The organism is Sphingomonas citri, assembly GCF_019429485.1.
Lineage (GTDB): Bacteria > Pseudomonadota > Alphaproteobacteria > Sphingomonadales > Sphingomonadaceae > Sphingomonas > Sphingomonas citri.
The window spans coordinates 1001307-1021683 of the sequence record NZ_JAHXZN010000001.1 but is presented as its reverse complement, the minus strand read 5'-3'; the positions used below and the strand labels follow the sequence as shown (position 1 = coordinate 1021683).

General features: G+C 69.3%; 9 protein-coding genes. 4 read left to right on the top strand and 5 right to left on the bottom strand.

Going from position 1 to position 20377, the window contains the following annotated elements:
• Positions 1–36: 36 nt before the first annotated feature.
• A complete protein-coding gene (locus KZ820_RS04765; protein ID WP_219747477.1) occupies positions 37–3180 on the top strand; it encodes a S8 family serine peptidase in 3144 nt (1047 codons plus the stop codon).
• 39 nt (positions 3181–3219) lie between these two features.
• Here the strand turns inward: KZ820_RS04765 and KZ820_RS04760 are convergent, their stop codons facing one another.
• The 3 genes from KZ820_RS04760 to KZ820_RS04750 all read right to left on the bottom strand — a co-directional run bounded on the left by KZ820_RS04760 (position 3220) and on the right by KZ820_RS04750 (position 9920).
• The gene (locus tag KZ820_RS04760) at positions 3220–4182 is read right to left on the bottom strand and encodes a 2OG-Fe(II) oxygenase (protein ID WP_219747476.1); all 963 of its coding nucleotides are present in this window, start codon (positions 4180–4182) and stop codon (positions 3220–3222) included.
• Positions 4183–4257: 75 nt separating this feature from the next.
• Complete coding sequence (locus KZ820_RS04755; RefSeq protein ID WP_219747475.1) at positions 4258–7479, bottom strand: TonB-dependent receptor domain-containing protein; 3222 nt, start codon at positions 7477–7479, stop codon at positions 4258–4260.
• Positions 7480–7625: 146 nt separating this feature from the next.
• Positions 7626–9920 (bottom strand): glycoside hydrolase family 3 N-terminal domain-containing protein, encoded by a 2295-nt coding sequence (locus KZ820_RS04750; RefSeq protein ID WP_219747474.1) that lies wholly within the window; start codon positions 9918–9920, stop codon positions 7626–7628.
• A gap of 119 nt (positions 9921–10039) precedes the next feature.
• Between KZ820_RS04750 and KZ820_RS04745 the strand changes: the two genes are divergently transcribed.
• The 3 genes from KZ820_RS04745 to KZ820_RS04735 all read left to right on the top strand — a co-directional run bounded on the left by KZ820_RS04745 (position 10040) and on the right by KZ820_RS04735 (position 15736).
• The gene (locus tag KZ820_RS04745) at positions 10040–11059 is read left to right on the top strand and encodes a LacI family DNA-binding transcriptional regulator (RefSeq protein WP_219747473.1); all 1020 of its coding nucleotides are present in this window, start codon (positions 10040–10042) and stop codon (positions 11057–11059) included.
• Positions 11056–14214, top strand: a complete 3159-nt coding sequence (locus KZ820_RS04740; RefSeq protein ID WP_258047732.1) for a TonB-dependent receptor — start codon at positions 11056–11058, stop codon at positions 14212–14214. The genes KZ820_RS04745 and KZ820_RS04740 overlap by 4 nt, the downstream gene beginning before the upstream one ends.
• A gap of 64 nt (positions 14215–14278) precedes the next feature.
• Positions 14279–15736 carry a glucoamylase family protein gene (locus tag KZ820_RS04735; protein WP_308462165.1) on the top strand — a complete coding sequence of 486 codons (1458 nt, stop codon included), beginning with the start codon at positions 14279–14281 and terminating at the stop codon, positions 15734–15736.
• 239 nt (positions 15737–15975) lie between these two features.
• Here KZ820_RS04735 and KZ820_RS04730 read toward each other — a convergent pair whose 3' ends face one another.
• Together KZ820_RS04730 and KZ820_RS04725 are read right to left on the bottom strand one after the other, a co-directional pair.
• Positions 15976–17880 (bottom strand): alpha-L-fucosidase, encoded by a 1905-nt coding sequence (locus KZ820_RS04730; RefSeq protein WP_219747471.1) that lies wholly within the window; start codon positions 17878–17880, stop codon positions 15976–15978.
• Between the two features lie 118 nt (positions 17881–17998).
• Positions 17999–20359: a GH92 family glycosyl hydrolase gene (locus KZ820_RS04725; protein WP_308462125.1), complete on the bottom strand. Its 2361-nt coding sequence runs from the start codon at positions 20357–20359 to the stop codon at positions 17999–18001.
• Between the last annotated feature and the right edge of the window lie 18 nt (positions 20360–20377).

The following is a 20377-nucleotide window of genomic DNA, read 5'->3' as shown; positions in this document are numbered from 1 at the left end:
CCCGGCCGGCCGACCTTCACCGGGAGTGAGACAGGCATGGCATCGAAGCTCAACACCGCGTCGCGGACCGCCGGGCAGCGGATCGACCAGGGTACCTACGGCCCCGGCGACATGGCCGCGCTCGCGCACGCGCGTGCCGCTGCCGTCGGGCAGCGCGCGACGACGGGTCCGCTCGACGCCGCCGCGCTGAGCGCTCAGCCGCACATCGCTCCAACCGTCGCGGCTACGGCCGCCGGGCCGATCCCCGCCTTTGATCTCTCGACGGGCAAGGCCGTCACCACCGCCTTCAAGCTCTACGCGATCGACGTCGCCGATCCGTTCGCGAAAGACCAGTGGCATCTCCAGCGTCTCGGCGACCTGCAGACGGTGTGGAAGGATTACACCGGCAAGGACGTGACCGTCGGCGTCTACGATTCCGGGGTGCAGTACGCGCATTGGGATCTGGACGGGAACTACGACGCCTCCAAGCAGGTGGTGGTCGACGGCAAGGTCTATGACGGCGACTATCGCCCCGCCTCGGGCCCGCATGGCACGTCGGTCGCGGGGCTGATCGCGGCCGAGCGCAACGGCGCCGGCGGTGTGGGCGTCGCCTACGGCGCCCACGTCACCGGCGTGAACATCTTCGACCCCTATTCGGAGGATGACTCGAAAGAGGGGATCTTCGTCAACGGCGTCGACCTCACGAAATTCTTCGAGGCGGTGAAACAGTCGGCCCGGTACGACGTCACCAATCACAGCTGGGGCGGGCTCGACTATGTCACGACCGCCGCGGCCCGGACCACCGCGGGCTCCTTCGCCAACGGCATGGTCACCGCGCTCGGCTACGGCTCGGCCGAGGGGCGCGGTGGGCTGGGTACGGTCCATGTCGCGGCGGCGGGCAACGATGTGATCGACGGTCAGGCCGACAGCTGGAAGAGCGACCGCCACATCGTCACCGTCGGTTCGTATCGCGAGGTCGACGGCAGCTCGTCGCAGTACGTCGACAGCGGGGCGCACCTGCTCGTGTCGGCGCCGTCGAACGATTACGCCGAGCTCGGCGGCACCGGCCAGGTGACCACCGACCTGCTCGGCCGCGACGGCTATAACACCATCGCCAAGCCGGGCGGTGCCGAGGACTATACCGATTCCTTCGGCGGCACCTCGGGCGCCACCCCGGTGGTGAGCGGTGTCGTCAGCCTGATCCTCGACGCCAACAGCGAGCTCGGCTGGCGCGATGTCAAGGACATCCTGGCCGCCTCGGCCAAGCTGCCGGTCGCCTTCGACACCGGCCAGACCGCGGCGACCTCGACGATCAGCGGGCTGACCTATGTGCTCAACAATCGCCAGTTCCAGCTTAACGGCGACGATGCCGGCTGGAACGGCGGGGCGATGCACTACAGCAACGATTACGGCTACGGCGCGGTCGATGCCTATAACGCGGTGCGGCTCGCCGAGGTGTGGTCGCTGTTCGGCGCGGCCAAGACCAGCGACAATGAGGTGAGCGCCACCACCGGCACGATCCGCGTCGGCAAGACCTCGGTCGCCACCAAGGCCGACACAGCGCTCACGCAATTTCATGATTTCGTCGGCACGCCGACCAGCTTTCAGTTCCGCGTGACTCAGGACGTCGACGTCGAGCACCTCGACCTCACGCTCAACTTCGCCACGCAGCTCGGCGACGGCACCTCGCTGCTCAACACCAGCGCGGTGGGGCTCAAGATCAAGCTGATCGCGCCCGACGGCACCGAGGGCTATATCGACCTGAGCGACACCAACGCCACCACGGTCACCGGCACGTCGCAGACCTTCACCTTCGGGCTCAGCGGCTTCCGCGGGGTCGACACGCTGGGTACCTGGACCTTCCAGTTCGAGCAGACCGCGGGCGTGTTCGGCGCCTATGACGCCAATCGCACCACGGTGAACACGCTCAAGCTCGACCTGTACGGCGCCGCGCCCGGCACCGGTGACGTCTACACCTACACCAACGAGTTTTTCACCATGGCCGCGATCGCGGGCGAGGGCGGTCGCCGGACGTTGATCGACAGCGACGGCGGCACCGATTGGATCAACGCCGCCGCGATCGCCAGCGACGTGACGATCTCGCTCAAACAGGGCGGCGTGACGAGCTTCGGCGGCACCAGGGCCTTCACCATCGGCACCGGCACGCAGATCGAGAACGCGGTCAGCGGCGACGGCAATGATACGCTGCTCGGCAACGGCCTGGCGAACGAGCTGCACGGCATGCGCGGCAACGACAGCCTGTTCGGCGACGCGGGCAGCGACGTGCTGTTCGGCGGGTGGGGCGACGATCGTCTCGACGGCGGCACCGGCGCCGACGTCCTGCGCGGCGAGCAGGGCAACGACACCTATATCGTCGACAACCGGGGCGACGTCGTCATCGAGGACCCGAACCAGGGCACCGACACCGTCTATGCCGCGATCGACTATACGCTCGGCGCGCACGTCGAGAAGCTGTACCTCACCGGCGCCGCGCGATCGGGCACCGGCAATGGGCTCGACAACGACCTGTACGGCACCGGCGGCGACGACTCGCTCTACGGCCTCGACGGGAACGACCTGCTGCGCGGCTGGGAGGGCAACGATCGGCTCTACGGCGGCAGCGGCAACGACACGCTGTTCGGCGGCGCCGGCGCCGACCGGCTCGACGGCGGCAAGGGTGACGACGTGCTACGCGGCGAGGCAGGCAATGACACCTATGTCGTCGACAGCCGCGGCGACCAGGTGATCGAACTCGGTGCTGAGGGCATCGACACCGTGCTCGCCTCTGTAGACTATCGCCTCGCCGCCAACGTCGAGAACCTGACGCTCAGCGGCAGCGCCTATAGCGGCACCGGCAACGCGCTGAACAACGTCATCCGCGGTAGCGCCGGTGCGAACGCGCTCAGCGGGGAGGCAGGCAACGACACGCTGATCGGCGGTGCCGGCGACGACATCCTCACCGGCGGTAGCGGCAGCGACCGCTTCGTCTTCGCCGACGGCTTCGGCAAGGACACGATCCGCGACTTCGGCCGCGGCGACACGATCGATCTCGCCGCCTATACGCTCGATGGCGCGCCGATCGTGACGGACGTCGGCAGCGACACGCTGATCGACCTCGGTGACGGCAACACGATCCTGCTGAAAGGCATCCAGCCGGGTCAGCTCAGCTTCACCGGCGACTGGTTCGGCTATCTCGGCTGAGCATCGCAGGGCCGGGCGGCGGCAGCGCGCCCGGCCCCCTCAGGCGAGCGTCCACGGATCCACGGGCGAGGCGCGGATCCACCGCGTCGCCAGCCATTTCGCACCTTGAATTACCGGGAGCCCGGCATGTCGTGACGTCGGGTCTGATCGTCCGTCGGCGCGCGTGTTGGCGAACAACAAGGCGTCACCGCCGCGCGGTGTGACCGTGAGGTCCACCTCGGGGAAGTGCGTCCCGCCGCCGGCGAATCCCTGGTTGAGGTAGAGCAACACGGTGACGATCCGCTGGTTGGTCGCGCCCTGGATCGTGTCGAGATGCGGGCGATATTCCTGGCCCGGCCGGTAGCGCAGCACGGTCAGCGGTTCGCCCTGGGCGACGCTCGTGTCGCTGATCGCCGCGACCCGCACGTTGATCGCGCGGACGACGAGATCCTCGCGCGTCGGCCCGATCGACCCGCCGTCCGACGTGCGGATCGGATGCGCCACCCAGGCCCCCGTCCGCGGATCGATCACGCGTGCCGGCTCGAGCAGCGCCGCGCCGACGCCGGCGAGATGCGCGCACTCGGCGGGCGTGAGCAGCGCGGGAAAGCGGACGATCCGCGGCGCCGCACTCAACGATTCCGGGGCGGGCAGGCGGGTCGGCAGCCCGGAGCGGTCGAGCGCCATCGCGTTCACCAGCGCGAGCTGCGCGGCGGCGACGGGGTCGTGCGCGGCGGCCGTTCGCAAAAAAGCGAGCGCTGACGGCCAGTCGGCGCTCGCGCCGCTGCCGTTGGCGGTAAGGGCGACCTCGGTCAGCGCGGCGTCGACATGTCCGATCTCTACCGCGCGGCGCAGCCAGACGCGCGCGGCTGTGAGATCGCGTCGCAGCGGCGCGCCGCGCAGCAACCAGACCGCGAGCAGCATCGCCGCGTCCGCGTCGCCGCCGCGGGCGGCCTCCGCCAGCACCTCGGCCGCGGCGACGGCCTGCCCAGAAGCCGCGAGCCGCTCAGCCTCCTCCACCGTCATCTGCCGCTCCGTGCAAAATCAAAAAAGGGGCCGGGCAGATGCCCGACCCCTCTTCCTAACACGCTGATCCGCGGATCAGAACTTCGCGGTGAGGCCCATGTAGATGAAGCGACCGCGGTTGTCGTAGATGCCCGAACCCAGCCCGATGCCGGTCAGGCCGTACGGTGGCTTCACGTCACCGATGTTGGTGGCACCGCCGTAGAAGTTGAACTGATCGTTCACGTCCAGCGAGAAGCGGATGTCGTTGTATGTGACGGTCGGATACTTCTTGATCGGCGCGTAATCGGCGTTCTGCGGCGGCTCGCCGTTGACGCCATTATAGTCTTCCCAAGTATTCAGGTACATGCCGTCGATCCACCGCAGCGTGTGACCGATCGTGAACGCGCCGAACTTCAGGTTGGTGCTGATGTTGAAGCGATCGGACGGCGTGCCGAGCTCGTCGGTGATGACGTTCTTGAAGTTGGGGTTGGACGGATCGGTGAAGTCGTCCCGCTGCAGGATGTGGGTCCACACACCCTCGAGCGAGGCGCGGACGATGCCGAAGTCGTGATTGTACGAGACCTGGGTGTCGATACCGCGCGCGCGCAGCTGAGCGTAGTTCCGCGGCGAGTCCTGGTACGACCCCTCGATGATCCGATACGGCTCCTCGCCGTTCGGACCACCATCCGCGCCGGCGCGCTGGAACAGGGCGCAGAACTGATTGTCCAGCGACGGCGCATCGTAGCAGGCATTCAGTGCCTGCTGCACGTCCGGCGAGGTGATCACGTTCTCGACCTTGATGTCGTAATAGTCGACCGACACCGAAAGGCCGCGGACGAAGCTCGGCTGGAAGACCGCGCCCAGCGTGATCGACTTCGACGTCTCCTCCGACAGGTTGCGGTTGCCGCCGCTGTTGATCTCCAGTGACGAGGAGTAGACGTAGTCGTAGCTGGTCGGGATGCCCGCCGCGGCGCAATTGGCCGCGCGGTTGGCCGATCCTGTGCCGATGTTGCGCGCCGAGCAGGGATCCGCGGGCGCGGGCGTGAAGTTCTGGCCGGCCGGCGCGTAGGTCTCGCCGAGGTAGGGCGAGCGCACCGACTTGGCATAGCCGCCGCGCAGCTGCAGGTCGTTGATCGGACGCCAGACGGCATTTCCGTTCCATGCGAACACAGTGCCGACCGAACCCTTATAGTCGGCGACGCGGCCCGCGCCCGAGAGCGTCAGTTCCTTGATCAGGAACACGTCCTTGATCAGCGGGACCGAAACCTCGCCGTACGCTTCCTTCACCTCGAACGCGGGCGCCCGGAAGCTCGGAATGGCGTTGTAGAAGTTGTAGCCCGCCTGGGTCAGCGGATCGAGGTCGTAGGTCAGCGTCTCGCGGCGGTATTCGGCGCCGACCGAGAAGCCCACCGGACCGCCCGGCAGCTCGAACAGCTGGCTGAGGTCACCGGCGACGTAGCCGCTGGCGACGAACTGGGTCGCCTTGCCCTCGGCAGTGGTCGGGTTGATCAGATATGCGCGTGCCGCGTCGCTGACCGAGCCCTGCCCGAACGGGTTGAGGGGGACGCAGGCGGCGATGTCGGCGGCGAGGCGTGAGGGATCGCCGCCGATGTCTTCGCCGGCATAGGCTGGGTCGACCTGCGAGCGGCAGACGATCTGGCCGGCGGCGTTGCGCGTCGTGTCCACCGCCAGCAGGTAACGCTGCGTGTTCACGTTGCCGGTGATGACGCTATTCTCTTTGTGCTGGCCGTAATTGGCCGACACTTCATAGTGCCAGTCGTCGTTGAAGTCGCCGCGCACGCCGACCACGGCGCGATAGGTATCGCGTACCATCCGCTCGTCGCGCGTGCCCAGGTCGACCCAGTTGCGGCGCAGCGAGAAGCGGTAGGTGCCCGCCGCCACCTGTGCCAGCGCCGCCGCCTGGTTCGCGGCCGCGTTGGCGCCGGTGAAGGCCGCGCCGGTGTTCGGGTTTACGCCCGAATTGATCGCCGCGATCAGCTGCTGCGAGATCGTGCTCCGCGCGGCGGCGTCCAGGTACGGGTTGTCGAGCCGAATGCCCTCACGGTTCGTCACCGAGCCGGCGTTGGAGTAGGAACGGTCGGCGAAGCCCGCATCGATCCCGTCGGCCAGCGTGGTCCCCTGCGAGAAGAACGGGCCGCTCTGCGAGCCGAACGCCTCGGTGCGGACGTACTTGGCCTCGATGAACGGCACGAAGGCGGGCGATACCTCGAAGTGACCGAGCACGTTGACGACGTAGCGCTTCAGATCGGGTGACAGGACGAGGAGATTGCCTTCGCGGCTGGTGGTGCCGTTGCCGCCGATGAAATTGCCGTTCGGCGCCAAGCCGACGCGGGTGCCGGTCTGTGCGGCCAGCGCGCCGCCTGGCTGGAAGAGATAACCGCAGGTGTAGGAATTGCCGACCGAGTCCGCGCCGCACGGCGCGGTGCCCGCGCGATAGCGAACGCCAACCTGACCGCCGAGCGAGATCGTCGCGCCGCGCAGGTCATTGTAGAAGGTGCGGTCGAACACGCCGTCGGACGGCGCGCTGGCGGCGTCCGTGTCGGTGACGATGAAGTTGTTGTTCTGGCGCAGGTTCGGCCGACCGGACGCGTAATAATCCTGTTGGTGCGCGAACTCGGCGTTGATGGCGATGTTACCGCGCCCGTCCGCGAAGTTCTTGCCCGCGAGCACCGACACATATTGGTTGCCGGCGTCACCGTAGGTGCTGATGCCGTTCTGCCCGTGGAGCTGCAGCCCGTCGTAGCTGTCCTTGAGCACGAAGTTGACGACGCCCGCGATCGCGTCCGACCCGTACACCGACGAGACGCCGCCGGTGACGATGTCGATCCGCTCGACCAGGTCGGTCGGGATGGTGTTGACGTCGACGGCATTGCCGTTGTTGATGATGTCGGCCGAGACGTGGCGGCGGCCGTTGACCAGCACCAGCGTGCGCTGACGGCCGAGGTCACGCAGGTCGAGGAAGTTGACGCCGCGCGTGCCGAGCCCCGAGGTCGAGTTCTGCGAGCCGAGCGACGGACGCAGCTGCGGCAGCTGGTTGAGCGTGTCGCCGATCGAGATGCGGCCAGTCTCGAAGATGTCCTGCGCGGTGACGGTCGTGATCGGAATGGGCGAATCGTCGTTCGGGCGGCGGATGCGCGAGCCGGTGACGACGACGTCCTCGGCACCGACCTCGGTCGTGCCCGGCGCGGTGGCGTCCTGCTCCTGGGTCGGCGAGCCCGCCTGCGCGAACGCCACACCCGGCAGTGCCAAGGCAGCGCTCGCGATCGCGGTGGCGCATAGGAAACGCGACATTCTCATGAGGAAACCCCTTTTTATCGATTGGGGTCACTCAAAACGGTGAGGCGGCAAGAAACAAGCCCGGTAGCGCTACTGCCAAATGCTGGTAATAAATTTGCAAAACGATGTGACATTCTTACAACTGCGCGACACGACCGGGCAGCGGGTTAGCCCAGCATGAACGAACCGTTCACGCCCTCTGCTTCCGCCGACGGCGCCACCCAGAGGCGGAAAGCGCCTGGCTCGACCATCCGCTTCAGGTCCCGGCCTACGAACAGCAGGTCGTCACGACGCAGCGTGAAGCTGACCGTCTTCCGCTCGCCCGGTGACAGCGTGACCCGCTGAAAGGCTTTCAGTTCGCGGATGGGGCGAGTGACACTCGCGGCGACATCGTGGACGTAGAGCTGCACCACTTCGTCGGCGGGATGGTGTCCACGGTTCATCACCGTCGCGCGCACGGTCAGCGCGTCGCCGGGAGCGAGCCGGTCGCTGCTCAACGACAGGTCCGAGTAAACGACGTCGCCGTAGGTCAGGCCGTGGCCGAAGGGGAAAAGCGCGCTCTGCTCGAATTCGCGGTAATGCGCCTTGAACGGCTGGAGCGGGCCGGGCGGGTTGGGGCGCCCGGTCGACTTGTGCGCGTAATAATAAGGTGACTGGCCGGTGGCGCGCGGGAAGGAGACGGGCAGCCGCGCCGAGGGGGCCACCCTGCCGAAGAGCATGTCCGCGATCGCCGGCCCGTCCTGCGAACCGAGGAACCAGGTCACCGCGACAGCCCGCGCGCCGAGCACCGCGTCGTCGAGCGCGAGCGCGCGGCCGGTGCGCAGCAGCACCACCAGCGGCGTCCCGGTCGTGGCGACGGCGCGCGCCAGCGCGAGCTGCGGCTCGGGTACCACCACCGCCGAGCGCGACTGCGCCTCGCCCGACATGTCCTGCGCCTCGCCGACCGCGAGCACGACGACGTCGGCGGCGCGTGCCGCCGCCTCCGCCGCGGCGATCCCGCCGGGCAGCGGCGCAAGGATCGCCGACCCCGGCGTGACGCTCACCTGCGCCGCGTCCGCGACCATGCTGCGCACCGCCGTGGCGAGGTCGGTCGCGTCCGCGTCGGTGCCGTAGACGTTCCACGGGCCGATCAGGTCGTGCTGGCCGGAGACGAACGGTCCGATCAGCGCGATGCGCTTCCCTGCGCGCGGCAGCGGCAGCAGTTGCTCTTCGTTCTTGAGCAGCACGATCGAGCGCGCCCCGGCCTCGCGCGCCAGCGCCAGCGTGGCGGGCGTGCGTACCTCGGCGCGTTCGCGCGCCGGATCGATGCGGCGGAACGGGTCGTCGAACAGCCCCAACGTCACCTTGAGCGCGAGCACGCGCCGCACCGCTTCGTCGAGCCGAGCCGCGGGCACCTCGCCCTTGGCGACGAGGTCGGGCAGGTGCTTGAGGTAGAAGCCGCTCTGCATCGACATGTCGACGCCGGCCAGGAACGCCAGCCTGGTCGCCTCGCGCGCGTCGGCGGCGAGGCCGTGCGCGATCAACTCCTCGTCGCCGGTATAGTCGGAGACGACCAGCCCGCCGAAGCCCCATTCGCGCCGCAGCACGTCGGTGAGCAGCCAGTCGTTCGCGGTGGCGGGCACGCCCGATATCTCGTTGAACGAGGCCATCACCGTGGGCGCGCCCGCGGCCAGCGCCGCCTCGAACGGCGGGAAATAGACCTCGCGCAGCGTCCGCTCGGAGACGTCGACGCTGTTATAGTCGAGCCCGCCCTCGCCGGCGCCATAAGCGACGAAATGCTTGGCGCAGGCCGCTACCGCGCGGGGGTCGGCGAGCCCGTTCTCGCCCTGGAAGCCGCGCACGCGCGCCGCCGCCATCAGTCGCCCGAGCAGCACGTCCTCGCCCGCACCCTCGACGCCACGGCCCCAGCGCGCGTCACGCGCGATGTCGACCATGGGCGCGAAGGTCCAGTCGATCCCCGACGCCGCCGCCTCCGCCCCGGCGGCACGCGCGGTGCGGCGCGCCAGCTCGGGATCGAAACTCGCCGCCTCCGCCAGCGGCACCGGGAAGACGGTGCGGAAGCCGTGAATGATGTCGGCCGCGAACAGCAGCGGGATCTTGAGCCGCGACTGCGTCATCGCCGCCCGCTGCATCCGCTGCGCCATCACCGCGCCATTGCCGTTGAATACGCCGGTGAGCCGGCCGCGCCGCACGTCGCGCAACTGTCCCTCGAAGCTGGCGCCTGCGCCCGCAGGGTTGAGCGCGGTCGCCGCGCCGCCCGCCCAGGCCGCGGCCATCAGCGTGAGCTGGCCCGCCTTCTCCTCCACCGTCATGCGCGCGACGAGCGACTCGACCTCGTCGGGCAGCGGTGCCGCGGCAGCCTGGGCGAGCAGCGCGCGCGCCGGGCTGGCGACCCAGGCGAGCGTAGCGCCCGCGCCCATCAGCCAGGCGCGGCGCGAGGGCCGTGATGCGTCCTGAGTCATGTCCTCTCCCCTCGTTAGCGGCAGGATTGATCGTCTCGGTTGTTACGTGTAAACGGTTACATCAACGACGGCAATGCGCATGGTGTGCGCCGTCGCGGGAGAGGATGTCCACGCGGCGCATGCCAAACGCAACGATCCGTGATGTCGCGCGCGAGGCGCAAGTGTCAGTCGCCTCGGTGTCGCGCGCGCTTAACGGGCACGAGCGGGTCCGGCCCGAGCTCCGCGCGCGCGTGCAGGAGGTGGCGGCTCGCCTCGGCTATGTGCCGCACGCCGGTGCGCGCAGCCTCAGCCTTGCGCGCACCTCGGCGATCGGCGTGGTGCTGCCCGATCTTCACGGCGAGTTCTTCTCCGAGCTGCTGCGCGGCATGGATCGCGAGGTAGCGGCACAGGGGCTCGCGCTGCTGCTCACCGTGCTGCAGGACGGGCGCGGGCTCAACACGCTGGCGGCGCTGCGCGGGCAGGTCGACGGGCTGGTGGTGATGGCGCCGCAGCTCGGCGCGGCGGAACTGCGCGCGCAGCTGCCCGCGGGGCTGCCCGCGGTGTTTCTCAACTGCGTGCCCGGGCTCGCCGGCGCGGCGCTGCGGGTCGACAATGCGGCCGGTGCGGCGGCGATGGTGGACCATCTCGTCGCCGCGGGCGCGCGAACGATCGCGCATGTCGCCGGTCCGGTCGGCAACGTCGACGCCGAGGAGCGCCGTGCCGGCGCGGTCGCCGCGGCCGAGCGCGCCGGCGTGGCGCTGACGGTGGTGCAGGGCGACTTCACCGAGGCGAGCGGCGCCGCCGCGGCGGCACAGGTGGCGCGCGGCGCGATCCGCGCCGACGCGCTGTTCGCCGCCAACGATGCGATGGCGATCGGCGCGCTGGTCGCGCTGAAGGGGCACGGAGTCGCGGTGCCGCGCCAAGTGCGCGTCGCCGGCTTCGACGACATCCCGCTGGCGCGGCTGGTGACGCCGGCGCTGACGACGATGCGGGTCGATATCGCGGCGCTGGGCGCGCGCGCGGTGCAGCTGCTGGCGCGGCGGATCGTCGCGCCGGCTGAGGGGTTGGTGGAGGTCGACCCGGCCGGCGCGGAGGCGATCGTCCCGCGTCTGGTGGTGCGCGACACGACAACAGAAACGGACAGGGAGACACAGTCATGATCATGGGATCGAACCGGCGCAGGACGATGCACACCGCCTGGGCGCGCGCCACCGCGCTGGGGGCCTTCGGTGTGCTGGGCGCCACGCTCGCCACCGCGTGGAGCGCGCCCGCCGCGGCGCAGGTGGGGCAGGCGTCGCTGCGCGGCGTCATCCGCTCGACCCCCGACAATCCCGTCACCGAGGTGACGATCGTCGAGGTCGCGACCAATTACCGCCGCTCCACCGTCGTCGGCCCGGATGGCAGCTACAATTTCGCCTCGCTGCGCGCCGGCGCCTATCGGCTCGAGATCCGCACCAAGGCAGGCGTGCGCAACTCGGACCAGTTCACCCTGCGCGTCGGGCAGAACGCCGGGCTCGACCTCGATCTCTCCACCCCTGCCGCGACCGCGCCGGCGCCGTCAACGGGAGCGGACGCCAACGGCAACGCGCCGCAGCAGGGCGCGACGGGTGACGCCGCGACCGAGGAGCAGGGCGGGGCGACGCCGCAGGGCGAGCCGGGCGACATCATCGTCACCGGCAGCCGGCTGCGCTCGCTCTCGGGCGGTCAGGTCGGTATCAACGTGACCCAGCGGCTGATCGAGCAGCTGCCGCAGAACAGCCGCAACTTCCTCGCCTTCGCCGATCTCGCGCCGGGCGTGCGCTTCATCGAGAGCGCCGACGGCAGCTCGCGCATCCAGGGCGGTGCGCAGGGCAGCAACTCGGTCAACGTCTTCATCGACGGCGTCAGCCAGAAGGATTACGTGCTGCGCGGCGGCCTCACCGGGCAGGACAGCTCGCCCGGCAACCCGTTCCCGCAGCTCGCCATCGGCGAGTATCAGGTGCTGTCGTCCAACTATAAGGCCGAGTTCGATCAGGTCGGCTCAGTCGCGATCGTCGCCGGCACCAAATCGGGCACCAACGAGTTTCACGGTGACGGCTTCTTCGACTATACCAACCAGAACCTGCGCGATCGCCGCCCGACCGAGATCTTCCCCAACAAGATCGACAAGGTCGCCTCGACCGACAAGCAATATGGCGTCGCGTTGGGTGGCCCGATCGTGAAGGACGTGGCGCACTTCTTCGTCAGCTACGAGGGTAAGCGCCGCGAGATCCCGGTCGACATCCTGCCCGGCAACGGCATCGCGGTGAGCAGCCTGCCGGCGCAGTACCAGGACCTGTTCGGCTCGTTCAACTCGACGTTCAAGCAGGACCTGTACTTCGGCAAGATCGACCTGACGCCCACCGACAAGGACCTGTTCGAGCTCACCGGCAAGTATCGCAACGAGTCGGGCTATCAGATCAGCAACGGCATCGCCGCTTTCTCCACCGCGACCCTGACCAAGGTCGAGGAGATCCGCGCGATGGGCCGGTGGCAGCACAGCGAGGAGAAGTGGGTCAACGACTTCCGCGTCTCCTACGAGGACGTCAGCTGGTCACCGCAGCCGGCCACGAACGGCATCAGCCAGCAGTTCCGCGCCACCTCGCGCACGCCGACGGGGGTGAGCACCTTCAACCTGTTCCGCGACGGCGCCGGGCTGAGCCTGCAGGACAAGGGCCAGACCGGCTGGACGGTGCAGGACGATTTCACCTGGACCGGCTTCGAGGGGCACACGATCAAGGTCGGCGCCAAGGCCAAGTGGGTGAAGCTCAACTCGCTCGAGCAGAACCTGATCAACCCGCTTTACTCGTACGACACGACGCTGCCGACCGGCGGCAGCTTCAACAACACTATCCCGTACAGCCTCGAGTTCGGCGCCAACGGCTCGCTGGGCGATCCGCGCATCCGCTCGAACAATTTCCAGTTCGGCGCCTACATCCAGGACGATTGGGACGTGACCGACCGGCTCACGCTCAACCTCGGCGTCCGCTGGGACTATGAGCGCACGCCCGCGTTCCTCAACTACGTCACCTCGGCAGAGGACCTCGCCGCGGTGTCGTCGGCGAACTACCCGAACCTTAACAACGCCGACTACAACATCAACGACTATATCTCGACCGGCAACAACCGGAAGGCGTTCAAGGGCGCGTGGCAGCCGCGCGTCGGCTTCACCTACCGGCTCGACGAGCAGGGCCGCTTCACCGTGTTCGGCGGCTATGGCCGGTCCTACGACCGCAACCAGTTCGACTTCCTGCAGCAGGAGCTGTCGAACGGTCGCTTCCAGCGTCGCCAGTTCCTCTTCCAGGGCGCCGACACGGTCAATCCGTGCACGCCGAGCGCGACCTGCATCCCGTGGAACGACGCGTATCTCACCGAGGCGGGCCGGCAGCAGTTGGCCGGGAACGGCGTGCCGGGCGGGCGCGAGTTCCGCTTCATCAAGAACGACCTGAAGATCCCCTACTCGGATCAGTTCAGCCTCGGCATCCGCGGCCGCTTCAACCCGGTCGAGCTCGAGCTGGGCTATACGCGGATCGTCAGCAAGGACGGGTTCGTCTACCTGCTCGGCACGCGCCGCCCCGACGGCTCCTTCTTCGCGCCGTCGCCCACCACGGGCGCGCCGCAGGGCCCCGACGTGTCGTTCGCGCCCTCGGGCTATGGCGCGATCATCATCGGCGACAACGGGCTCGAGACCAAGGCGGACTCGGCCTATGTCAAGCTGACCAAGGCCTATTCGGCGGCGTCGCCGTGGAGCCTCGACGCGACCTACACCTTCACCGCGGCGACCGACAACCGGCCCAACAACGACCAGGCGGCCTACTTCCTGCTCGATTTCCCCAGCGCCTCGGATTATCCGATGCTGCGCTCGGGCGTGGTGCCGCGCCACCGCTTCGTGATCGCGGGCAGCGCCGATACGCCGATCGGCGTGACGCTCTCGGCCAAGTTCCAGATCGAGTCGCCGCTGTTCCAGCGCGCGCTGCTCGACACGGCGACGCCGTATGAGCGCCGGATCGTCGGCTCCGAGGTGTTCGGGCTCGGCGATCGCTGGGGTCGGCGCCAGCTCGATCTGGCCTTTACCAAATATGTGCCGCTGGGCTTCCTCAGCGACCAGACCCGCGTGCGCCTGCGCGTCGACATCCTCAACGCGATGAACGACCGCAATTATGTCGACTATAACAACGATCCCACCGACACCACGCGCACCGCGGCCTCGCCGAGCATCTATCGCGAGAACTCGACGTACAGCATCGGCGGCAACCCGCCGCGCACGGTGAAACTCTCGGCCGGGTTCAGCTTCTGACCCACCAAGCGGCGGACGGCCTGCGCGGAGCCGTCCGCCGCGCTCTACTCGCAGGAGGTGCATGATCCTCGACCGACGTGACATGCTGCGCGCCGCCGCGCTGGGCGGCGCGGCCCTCGCCGGGGGATGTACCGCCCCGGCACCGCGCGTCCCGCGGCTCGCCTTCCCGGGCGTGCTGCCCGAGCTGGGCACGACACCCGCTTCGGCGAGTGACCCGCTGATGGACGACATCCAGAAGCGCACCGTCAGCTTCTTCTGGAACACCACCGATCAGGTGATGGGGCTCGCCCCCGATCGCTGGCCGACTCCGAGCTTTGCCTCAATCGCGGCGGTCGGCTTCGCGCTCACCACTTACCCGATCGCGGTCACGCGCGGCTGGATCACCCGCCCGGCGGCGGCGGAGCGGACGCTCACCACCTTGCGCTTCTTCGCCGAGGCGCCGCAGGGGCCGGGCGACGACACCAGCGGCTACAAGGGGTTCTTCTACCACTTCCTCGGCACCACCAAGGGCCATCGCTTCGCGCGCTGCGAGCTGTCGACGATCGACACGGCGCTGCTGCTCGGCGGCGTGCTGTTCGCGCAGACCTGGTTCGACGATCTCACCGACGCGCGCGAGAAACAGATCCGCGACCTCGCTGACCAGATCTACCGCGCGGTCGAGTGGGACTGGATCACGCCGCGCGCGCCCTTCGTGGCGATGGGCTGGCATCCCGAGAGCGGCTTCATCGGCTCCGACTGGAACATCTACAACGAGAGCCTGATCCTCTACGTGCTCGCGCTCGGCTCGCCGACGCACGCGCTGCCGCCGACCACCTGGGCGGAGTGGACCGACCGTTTCGATCCCTCGTGGGACGAGAAGTACGACAACCCCTTCACCGCCTTTCCGCCGTTGTTCGGGCACCAGTACAGCCAGGTGTGGCTCGATTTCCGCGGCGTGCGCGATGCCTATTCGGTGCGCCGCGGGCTCGATTATTTCGAGAACAGCCGGCGAGCGACCTATGCGCAGCGGCGCTATTGCATCAACAATCCGCCGGGCTGGCGCGGCTATGACGAGAACGTCTGGGGCCTCACCGCGTGCGATGGGCCGGGCGACTTCGTCCGCGAGATCGACGGTCGCAACCGCGAGTTTTTCTCCTACTCGGCGCGCGGCCCGGGCGACCGCGACGACGGCACGATCGCGCCGACCGCGGCGCTCGGCTCGATCGCCTTCGCGCCCGAGATCGTGCTGCCCGCCGCGCGCGAGATGTACCAGCGTTACGGCACCGCGATCTACGGCCAGTACGGCTTCTTCGACAGCTTCAACCCGACGCTGACGCTCCCGAACGTGCCGCTCAAGCACGGCAAGGTCGTGCCCGGCATCGGCTGGGTGGCGAGCGACTATCTCGGCATCGACCAGGGACCGATCGCCTGCATGATCGAGAACTGGCGCAGCGGACTGATCTGGAAGACGATGCAGCGCAACCAGTACATCCGCGCCGGGCTGGAGCGGGCCGGGTTCAAGGGGGGATGGATGGGGAGCTGAGTGAGTCGGCTCGCGCGGGGCGGTTTGGTCAGTCGTGTCGCTCGTGAGGCCGCCGCTTCCGCTCCCTTCGTGCTGAGGAGCCAATGAGCGAAGTCGAAGTGCCGTTTCGAAGCATCGTCGGGCCGGACGGTCGGAGGTGCTTCGAGACGAGGCTTCGCCGAGCTCAGCCTCTCCTCAGCACGAACGGAGCGAGGGGGATAAGCCCGGCCGAAGACGTTAGATGCGCGGTGCGCGCCTGCTCACGCTCCCCCGAAGGCGCCGATCTCGGCCACCGTCAGCTGCGACGCCGGCAGTGCCACCGCGTCGAAGCTCACGCGCAGGTAGCGTGCGCGGCGCGGCGTGAACGCGACCCGCTGCGTCGACAGCGCGTAGGCGATGTTGCTGAACTCGCCCTCGGCCGCGGGCTGCCAGTTCGTGCCGTCCGCGCTGGTCTCGCAGCGATAGCCGCGCGGCGGCGCAGTGTCCTTCGCCACGGTGCGCGAGGGCGTGAGGCTGAAGCCGGTCAGCGTCACCGCGGCGGCGAGATCGACGGTGACGCTCGCGGGCGCGGCGGTGGAGGGGGCGGGGACGGTCCAGCGCGTCGCCGCGTCGCCGTCGATCAGCGCCTCGGCACCGGCGCCGCTCGCCGCGACGATGCGCCATTTGTCCTTGGCGAGCACGGTGGGGTCGGACGAGCGCACCGGCGCCACCGCGACCGGTGCGACCTGGCGGAACAGCGCGACTTCGCTGATCGCGGGGCAGGCGGGCGCCTCGATCACGCGCAGCCGCAGCCGCCGCGCCGCGCTCGGCCGCGGCAGACGGATGATCCGCTGCGCGCCGATCCCTTCGTGCTCGGCCACCGTCCGCCAAGCGCCGCCTTCCTCCAGGTCGACCGCGAAGCGGGTCACGCGCACGCCGAGCGGGAGATGCTCGCGCAGCCGGATCACGTCGAACGAGCGGCCCGGCGGCAGGTCGAGCGTCAGCGTCGGGGTGGTGACCGCGTCGGGCGTCGACCAGTAGCTGTCACGCCGCCCGTCGAGCACGCGCGCCGCGGCGAAGCCGGGTCCACGCTCGGCGCTCGCGCGCGCGACCGCGCCGCGCGCGAGATCGGTCGCATAGGTGGCCGCCTGCGCGTCGCCGAAGCTCTTGAGCACCGCGACGTCATGGTCGTGGAGCCGGCCGCGGCGGTCGGGCGGCAGGTTGAGGTTGAGGTTGGTACCGCGCCCGACCGACTCGTCGTACAGCCGCAGCAGCCGCGCCGGATCCTTGACCTTGGCGTCCTCGTCGGCGTGGTAGAACCAGCCCGGGCGGATCGAGACGTCGGTCTCGGCCGGCCACCATAGAGGCGCGCCGCGCACGCCCGAATTGCCCTCGCTCTGCACGTACGGGTGGTTGGGCATGGTCGGCCAGCACGGGTCGCCCGCGACGCCGTCCTCGTTGCCGACCCAGCGCACGTCGGCGCCGAGCGGGTCGAAGGTGCACGCCATCGGCTGGTGCTGGTGGACCAACGCCACGATCGACGGCCAGTTGTAGTATTTCGGCGCGTCGATCTTCCGCGCCTCGCGTGCGCCGCCGTAATAGCCGTCACCGCCGTTGGCGCCGTCGAACCAGAACTCGAATAGCTCGCCGTACCCGGTGCAGAGCTCCACCACCTGCTTGCGGAAATAGTCGATGTAGCCGGGGCGCCCGTATTCGGGATGGTTGCGGTCCCACGGCGAGAGATAGAGGCCGAAGGCCAGCCCCGCACGCCGCGTGGCCTGCTCCATCTCGCGAACGATGTCGCCCTTGCCCTGCTTGTATGGGCTGTTGCGGATGCAATGCTCAGTCAGCCGGGTCGGCCACAGGCAGAAGCCGTCGTGATGCTTGGCGGTGAGGATGATGCCGCGCATGCCGCCCGCCTTGGCTGCGGCGACGATCTGGTCGGCGGAGAAGTCGGTGGGGTTGAACAAGTCGGGGCTCTCGTCGCCGTAGCCCCATTCGCGATCGGTGAAGGTGTTGATCGAGAAATGGACGAAGGCGTACTGCTCGCGCGCGTGCCAGGCGAGCTGACGCCGCGACGGCGTCGCGCCCCAGGGCTTGGGCGCGCCGATGCGCTGCGCGGTGGCGGGGAGCGCGGCGGTGGCGGCGCTGGCGGCGAGCAGCGCCCGGCGGGTGAGGTCGATCATGGACGGCTCCATTGCGAAGAGCTTGTGCCCCGGCGTCGGCCGGGGCGCAGTATCGGCTCGGTGAGAGGAATGCGACGACGTCCGCCAACTAGGCGCTGGCCCGCGTCGCGGCACCGAGTCATGAGGGCACCCGCCCGAACGACGGCGGCCGATCCGCCATGGCGCGGCCGAAGCCGGGCACCGGCGTCGCGCTCATCGTGAAGCGCAGCGTACCGCCCTCCACCAGCTCGGCGTGGCTGATCCAGCTCTTCGTCCAGGGCCGCCCGTTCCACGTCACCGCGGCGACATAAGGCGTGTCGGCACGGTTGCCCGGCGCCTCGATCACCAGCCGCTTGCCTCCACCGACCCGCAGCGTCGCGCGCTCGAACAGCGGCGAGCCGAAGACATAGGCCGCCTCGACCGGGTCGACCGGGTAGAAGCCCAGCGCCGAGAACACGAACCAGGCGCTCATCTGCCCGCAATCGTCGTTGCCGATCACGCCCTTGGGCGCGTTCTGGTACATCTCGACGCACAGCCGCCGCACCATCGCCTGCGTCTTCCACGGCGCGCCGACATAGGCGTAGAGATAGGGCGCGTGCTGGTCGGGCTCGTTGCCGTGCGCATACTGGCCGACCAGCCCGGCGATGTCGGGCGGTGCGTTGGCGGGCAGCGTGGAGGGCGCGTTGAACAGCGCGTCGAGCTTGGCCTCGAACGCCTGGTCGCCGCCGATATGCCGGATCAGCCCGTAGACGTCGTGCTGGTTGAGGAAGGTCGCCTGCCAGCCGTTGGCCTCGGTATAGTCGCGCCACCACGGCTTGGGCATGTGGCCGAGCTGGATCGGGTCATAGTCCTTCCACCAGCTGCCGTCGGCGAAGCGCGGGCGCGCGAAGCCGATGGAGGAGTCGATCACGTTGCGCCAATTGCCCGAGCGCTTCGCCAGCCGCTCGGCGTCGGCGCTCTGCCCCGCGGCGCGCGCGAGGTGCGACGACGCCCAGTCGTCATAGGCATATTCCTGCGTGCGGCTGACGCTCTCGAACCAGGCGTCGGCGGGGACATAGCCCTTGGCGTCGTACAGGTCGCGGCCCTTGCTGTTGTCGAGGTCGGGCGCGGCGAAGTCGAACGAGCGCTTGCGGATCGCCGGCCAGGCCGCGGCATAGTCGGCCGGGATGCCCTTGGCCTGCGCCTCGGCGAGCACCGAGACGCCGTGCCAGCCCATCATCGTCCCGGTCTCGACCCCCTGGAGCGGCCAGACGAGCGGGCCATAGGGGCTCTGCTGCGTCTGGCGAACGAGGTCGCGCACCAGCGCGCCGGCCTGATCGGGCGCGACGAGCGTCAGCAGCGGGTGGAGTGCGCGATACGTGTCCCACAGCGAGTAGGTGGAGAAGGCGCGCTCGCCCGCGGGGACGCGCTGCGGCTTGCGGTCGAGGCCGATGTAGCGACCGTCGACGTCGGAGAAGAGCGTCGGTGCCACCATCGCGTGGTACAGTGCCGAGGCCATGATGACGCGCTGGTCGGCGCTGCCGCCCTCGACCGCGATCGCGCCGAGCTGCTCGGCCCAGCGGCGCGCGGCGGCGCGACGGACCGCGTCGAAGTCCCACCCGCGCGCCTCGGCGGCGAGATTGGCGCGCGCGCCCGCGACGTCGACCGCGGAGATGCCGCAGCGCGCCAGCAGCGGCGCGTCCCCGGCCTCGTCGAAGTGGAGCACCGCCTTGACGCGCTTGCCCTGCACGCCGCTGGCGCCGGCGGGCTGCTCCTTGTCGTCGTCACCGTAGAAGGTGACGCGGTCGGGCTGGCGCGAGAGTTGGAGCGCGAAATGGATGCGCCGCCCCTTGGCCCAGCGATGGACGCGGCGGCTGCCAGTCAGCGTGCCCCCGGCGTCGAGCGCGAGCGAGGCCTCGTCGATCAGCGGCTTGGCGTCGCTCTTGTCGAGCACAAGGTGCGACAGGTCGACCAGTACATGCGCCGCGCCCTTGGGGAAGGTGTAGCGGTGCCAGCCGGTGCGCTCGGTCACGGTGAGTTCGGCGAGCACGCCGCTCTCGAGCTTCACCCGGTAATAGCCGGGCTCGGCGAGCTCGTCCGAGTAGCGCTGGCGATAGCCAGCGTCGGGATCGGCGAGCGGGCCGGGCGTGAGCTTCACCGGGCCGCGGGTGGGGACCAGCAGCACGTCGAGCATGTCGCCGATGCCGGTGCCCGAGAGGTGCGTGTGGCTGAACCCCATGATCGAGCCGTCGCCGTGGTGATAGCCCGAGCAGGTGTCCCAGCGCTCGACGTCGGTGTCAGGCGAGAGCTGCACCATGCCGAAGGGCAGCGTCGCGCCCGGATAGGTGTGGCCGTCGCCGCCGGTGCCGACGAAGAGGTTGGGTGCGGTGCGCTGCGTCCGCGCCGCGGCGGCGGCGAGGGGGAGTGGGGCGGCAAGCGCGGTGCTCGCGGCAGTGGCGAGCAGCGTGCGGCGGTTGAGCTGGAGGCGGTGAGCGGTAAGGGGGGCGGTGCCAGTCCCCACAATACCACCCCGGCGGAC

Coding starts and splice junctions, on each gene's coding strand:
- KZ820_RS04730 (WP_219747471.1), bottom strand. CDS start 17,880: ATGATCGACCTCACCCGCCGGGCGCTGCTCGCCGCCAGCGCCGCCACC.
- KZ820_RS04740 (WP_258047732.1), top strand. CDS start 11,056: ATGATCATGGGATCGAACCGGCGCAGGACGATGCACACCGCCTGGGCG.
- KZ820_RS04750 (WP_219747474.1), bottom strand. CDS start 9,920: ATGACTCAGGACGCATCACGGCCCTCGCGCCGCGCCTGGCTGATGGGC.
- KZ820_RS04760 (WP_219747476.1), bottom strand. CDS start 4,182: ATGACGGTGGAGGAGGCTGAGCGGCTCGCGGCTTCTGGGCAGGCCGTC.
- KZ820_RS04745 (WP_219747473.1), top strand. CDS start 10,040: ATGCCAAACGCAACGATCCGTGATGTCGCGCGCGAGGCGCAAGTGTCA.
- KZ820_RS04755 (WP_219747475.1), bottom strand. CDS start 7,479: ATGAGAATGTCGCGTTTCCTATGCGCCACCGCGATCGCGAGCGCTGCC.
- KZ820_RS04765 (WP_219747477.1), top strand. CDS start 37: ATGGCATCGAAGCTCAACACCGCGTCGCGGACCGCCGGGCAGCGGATC.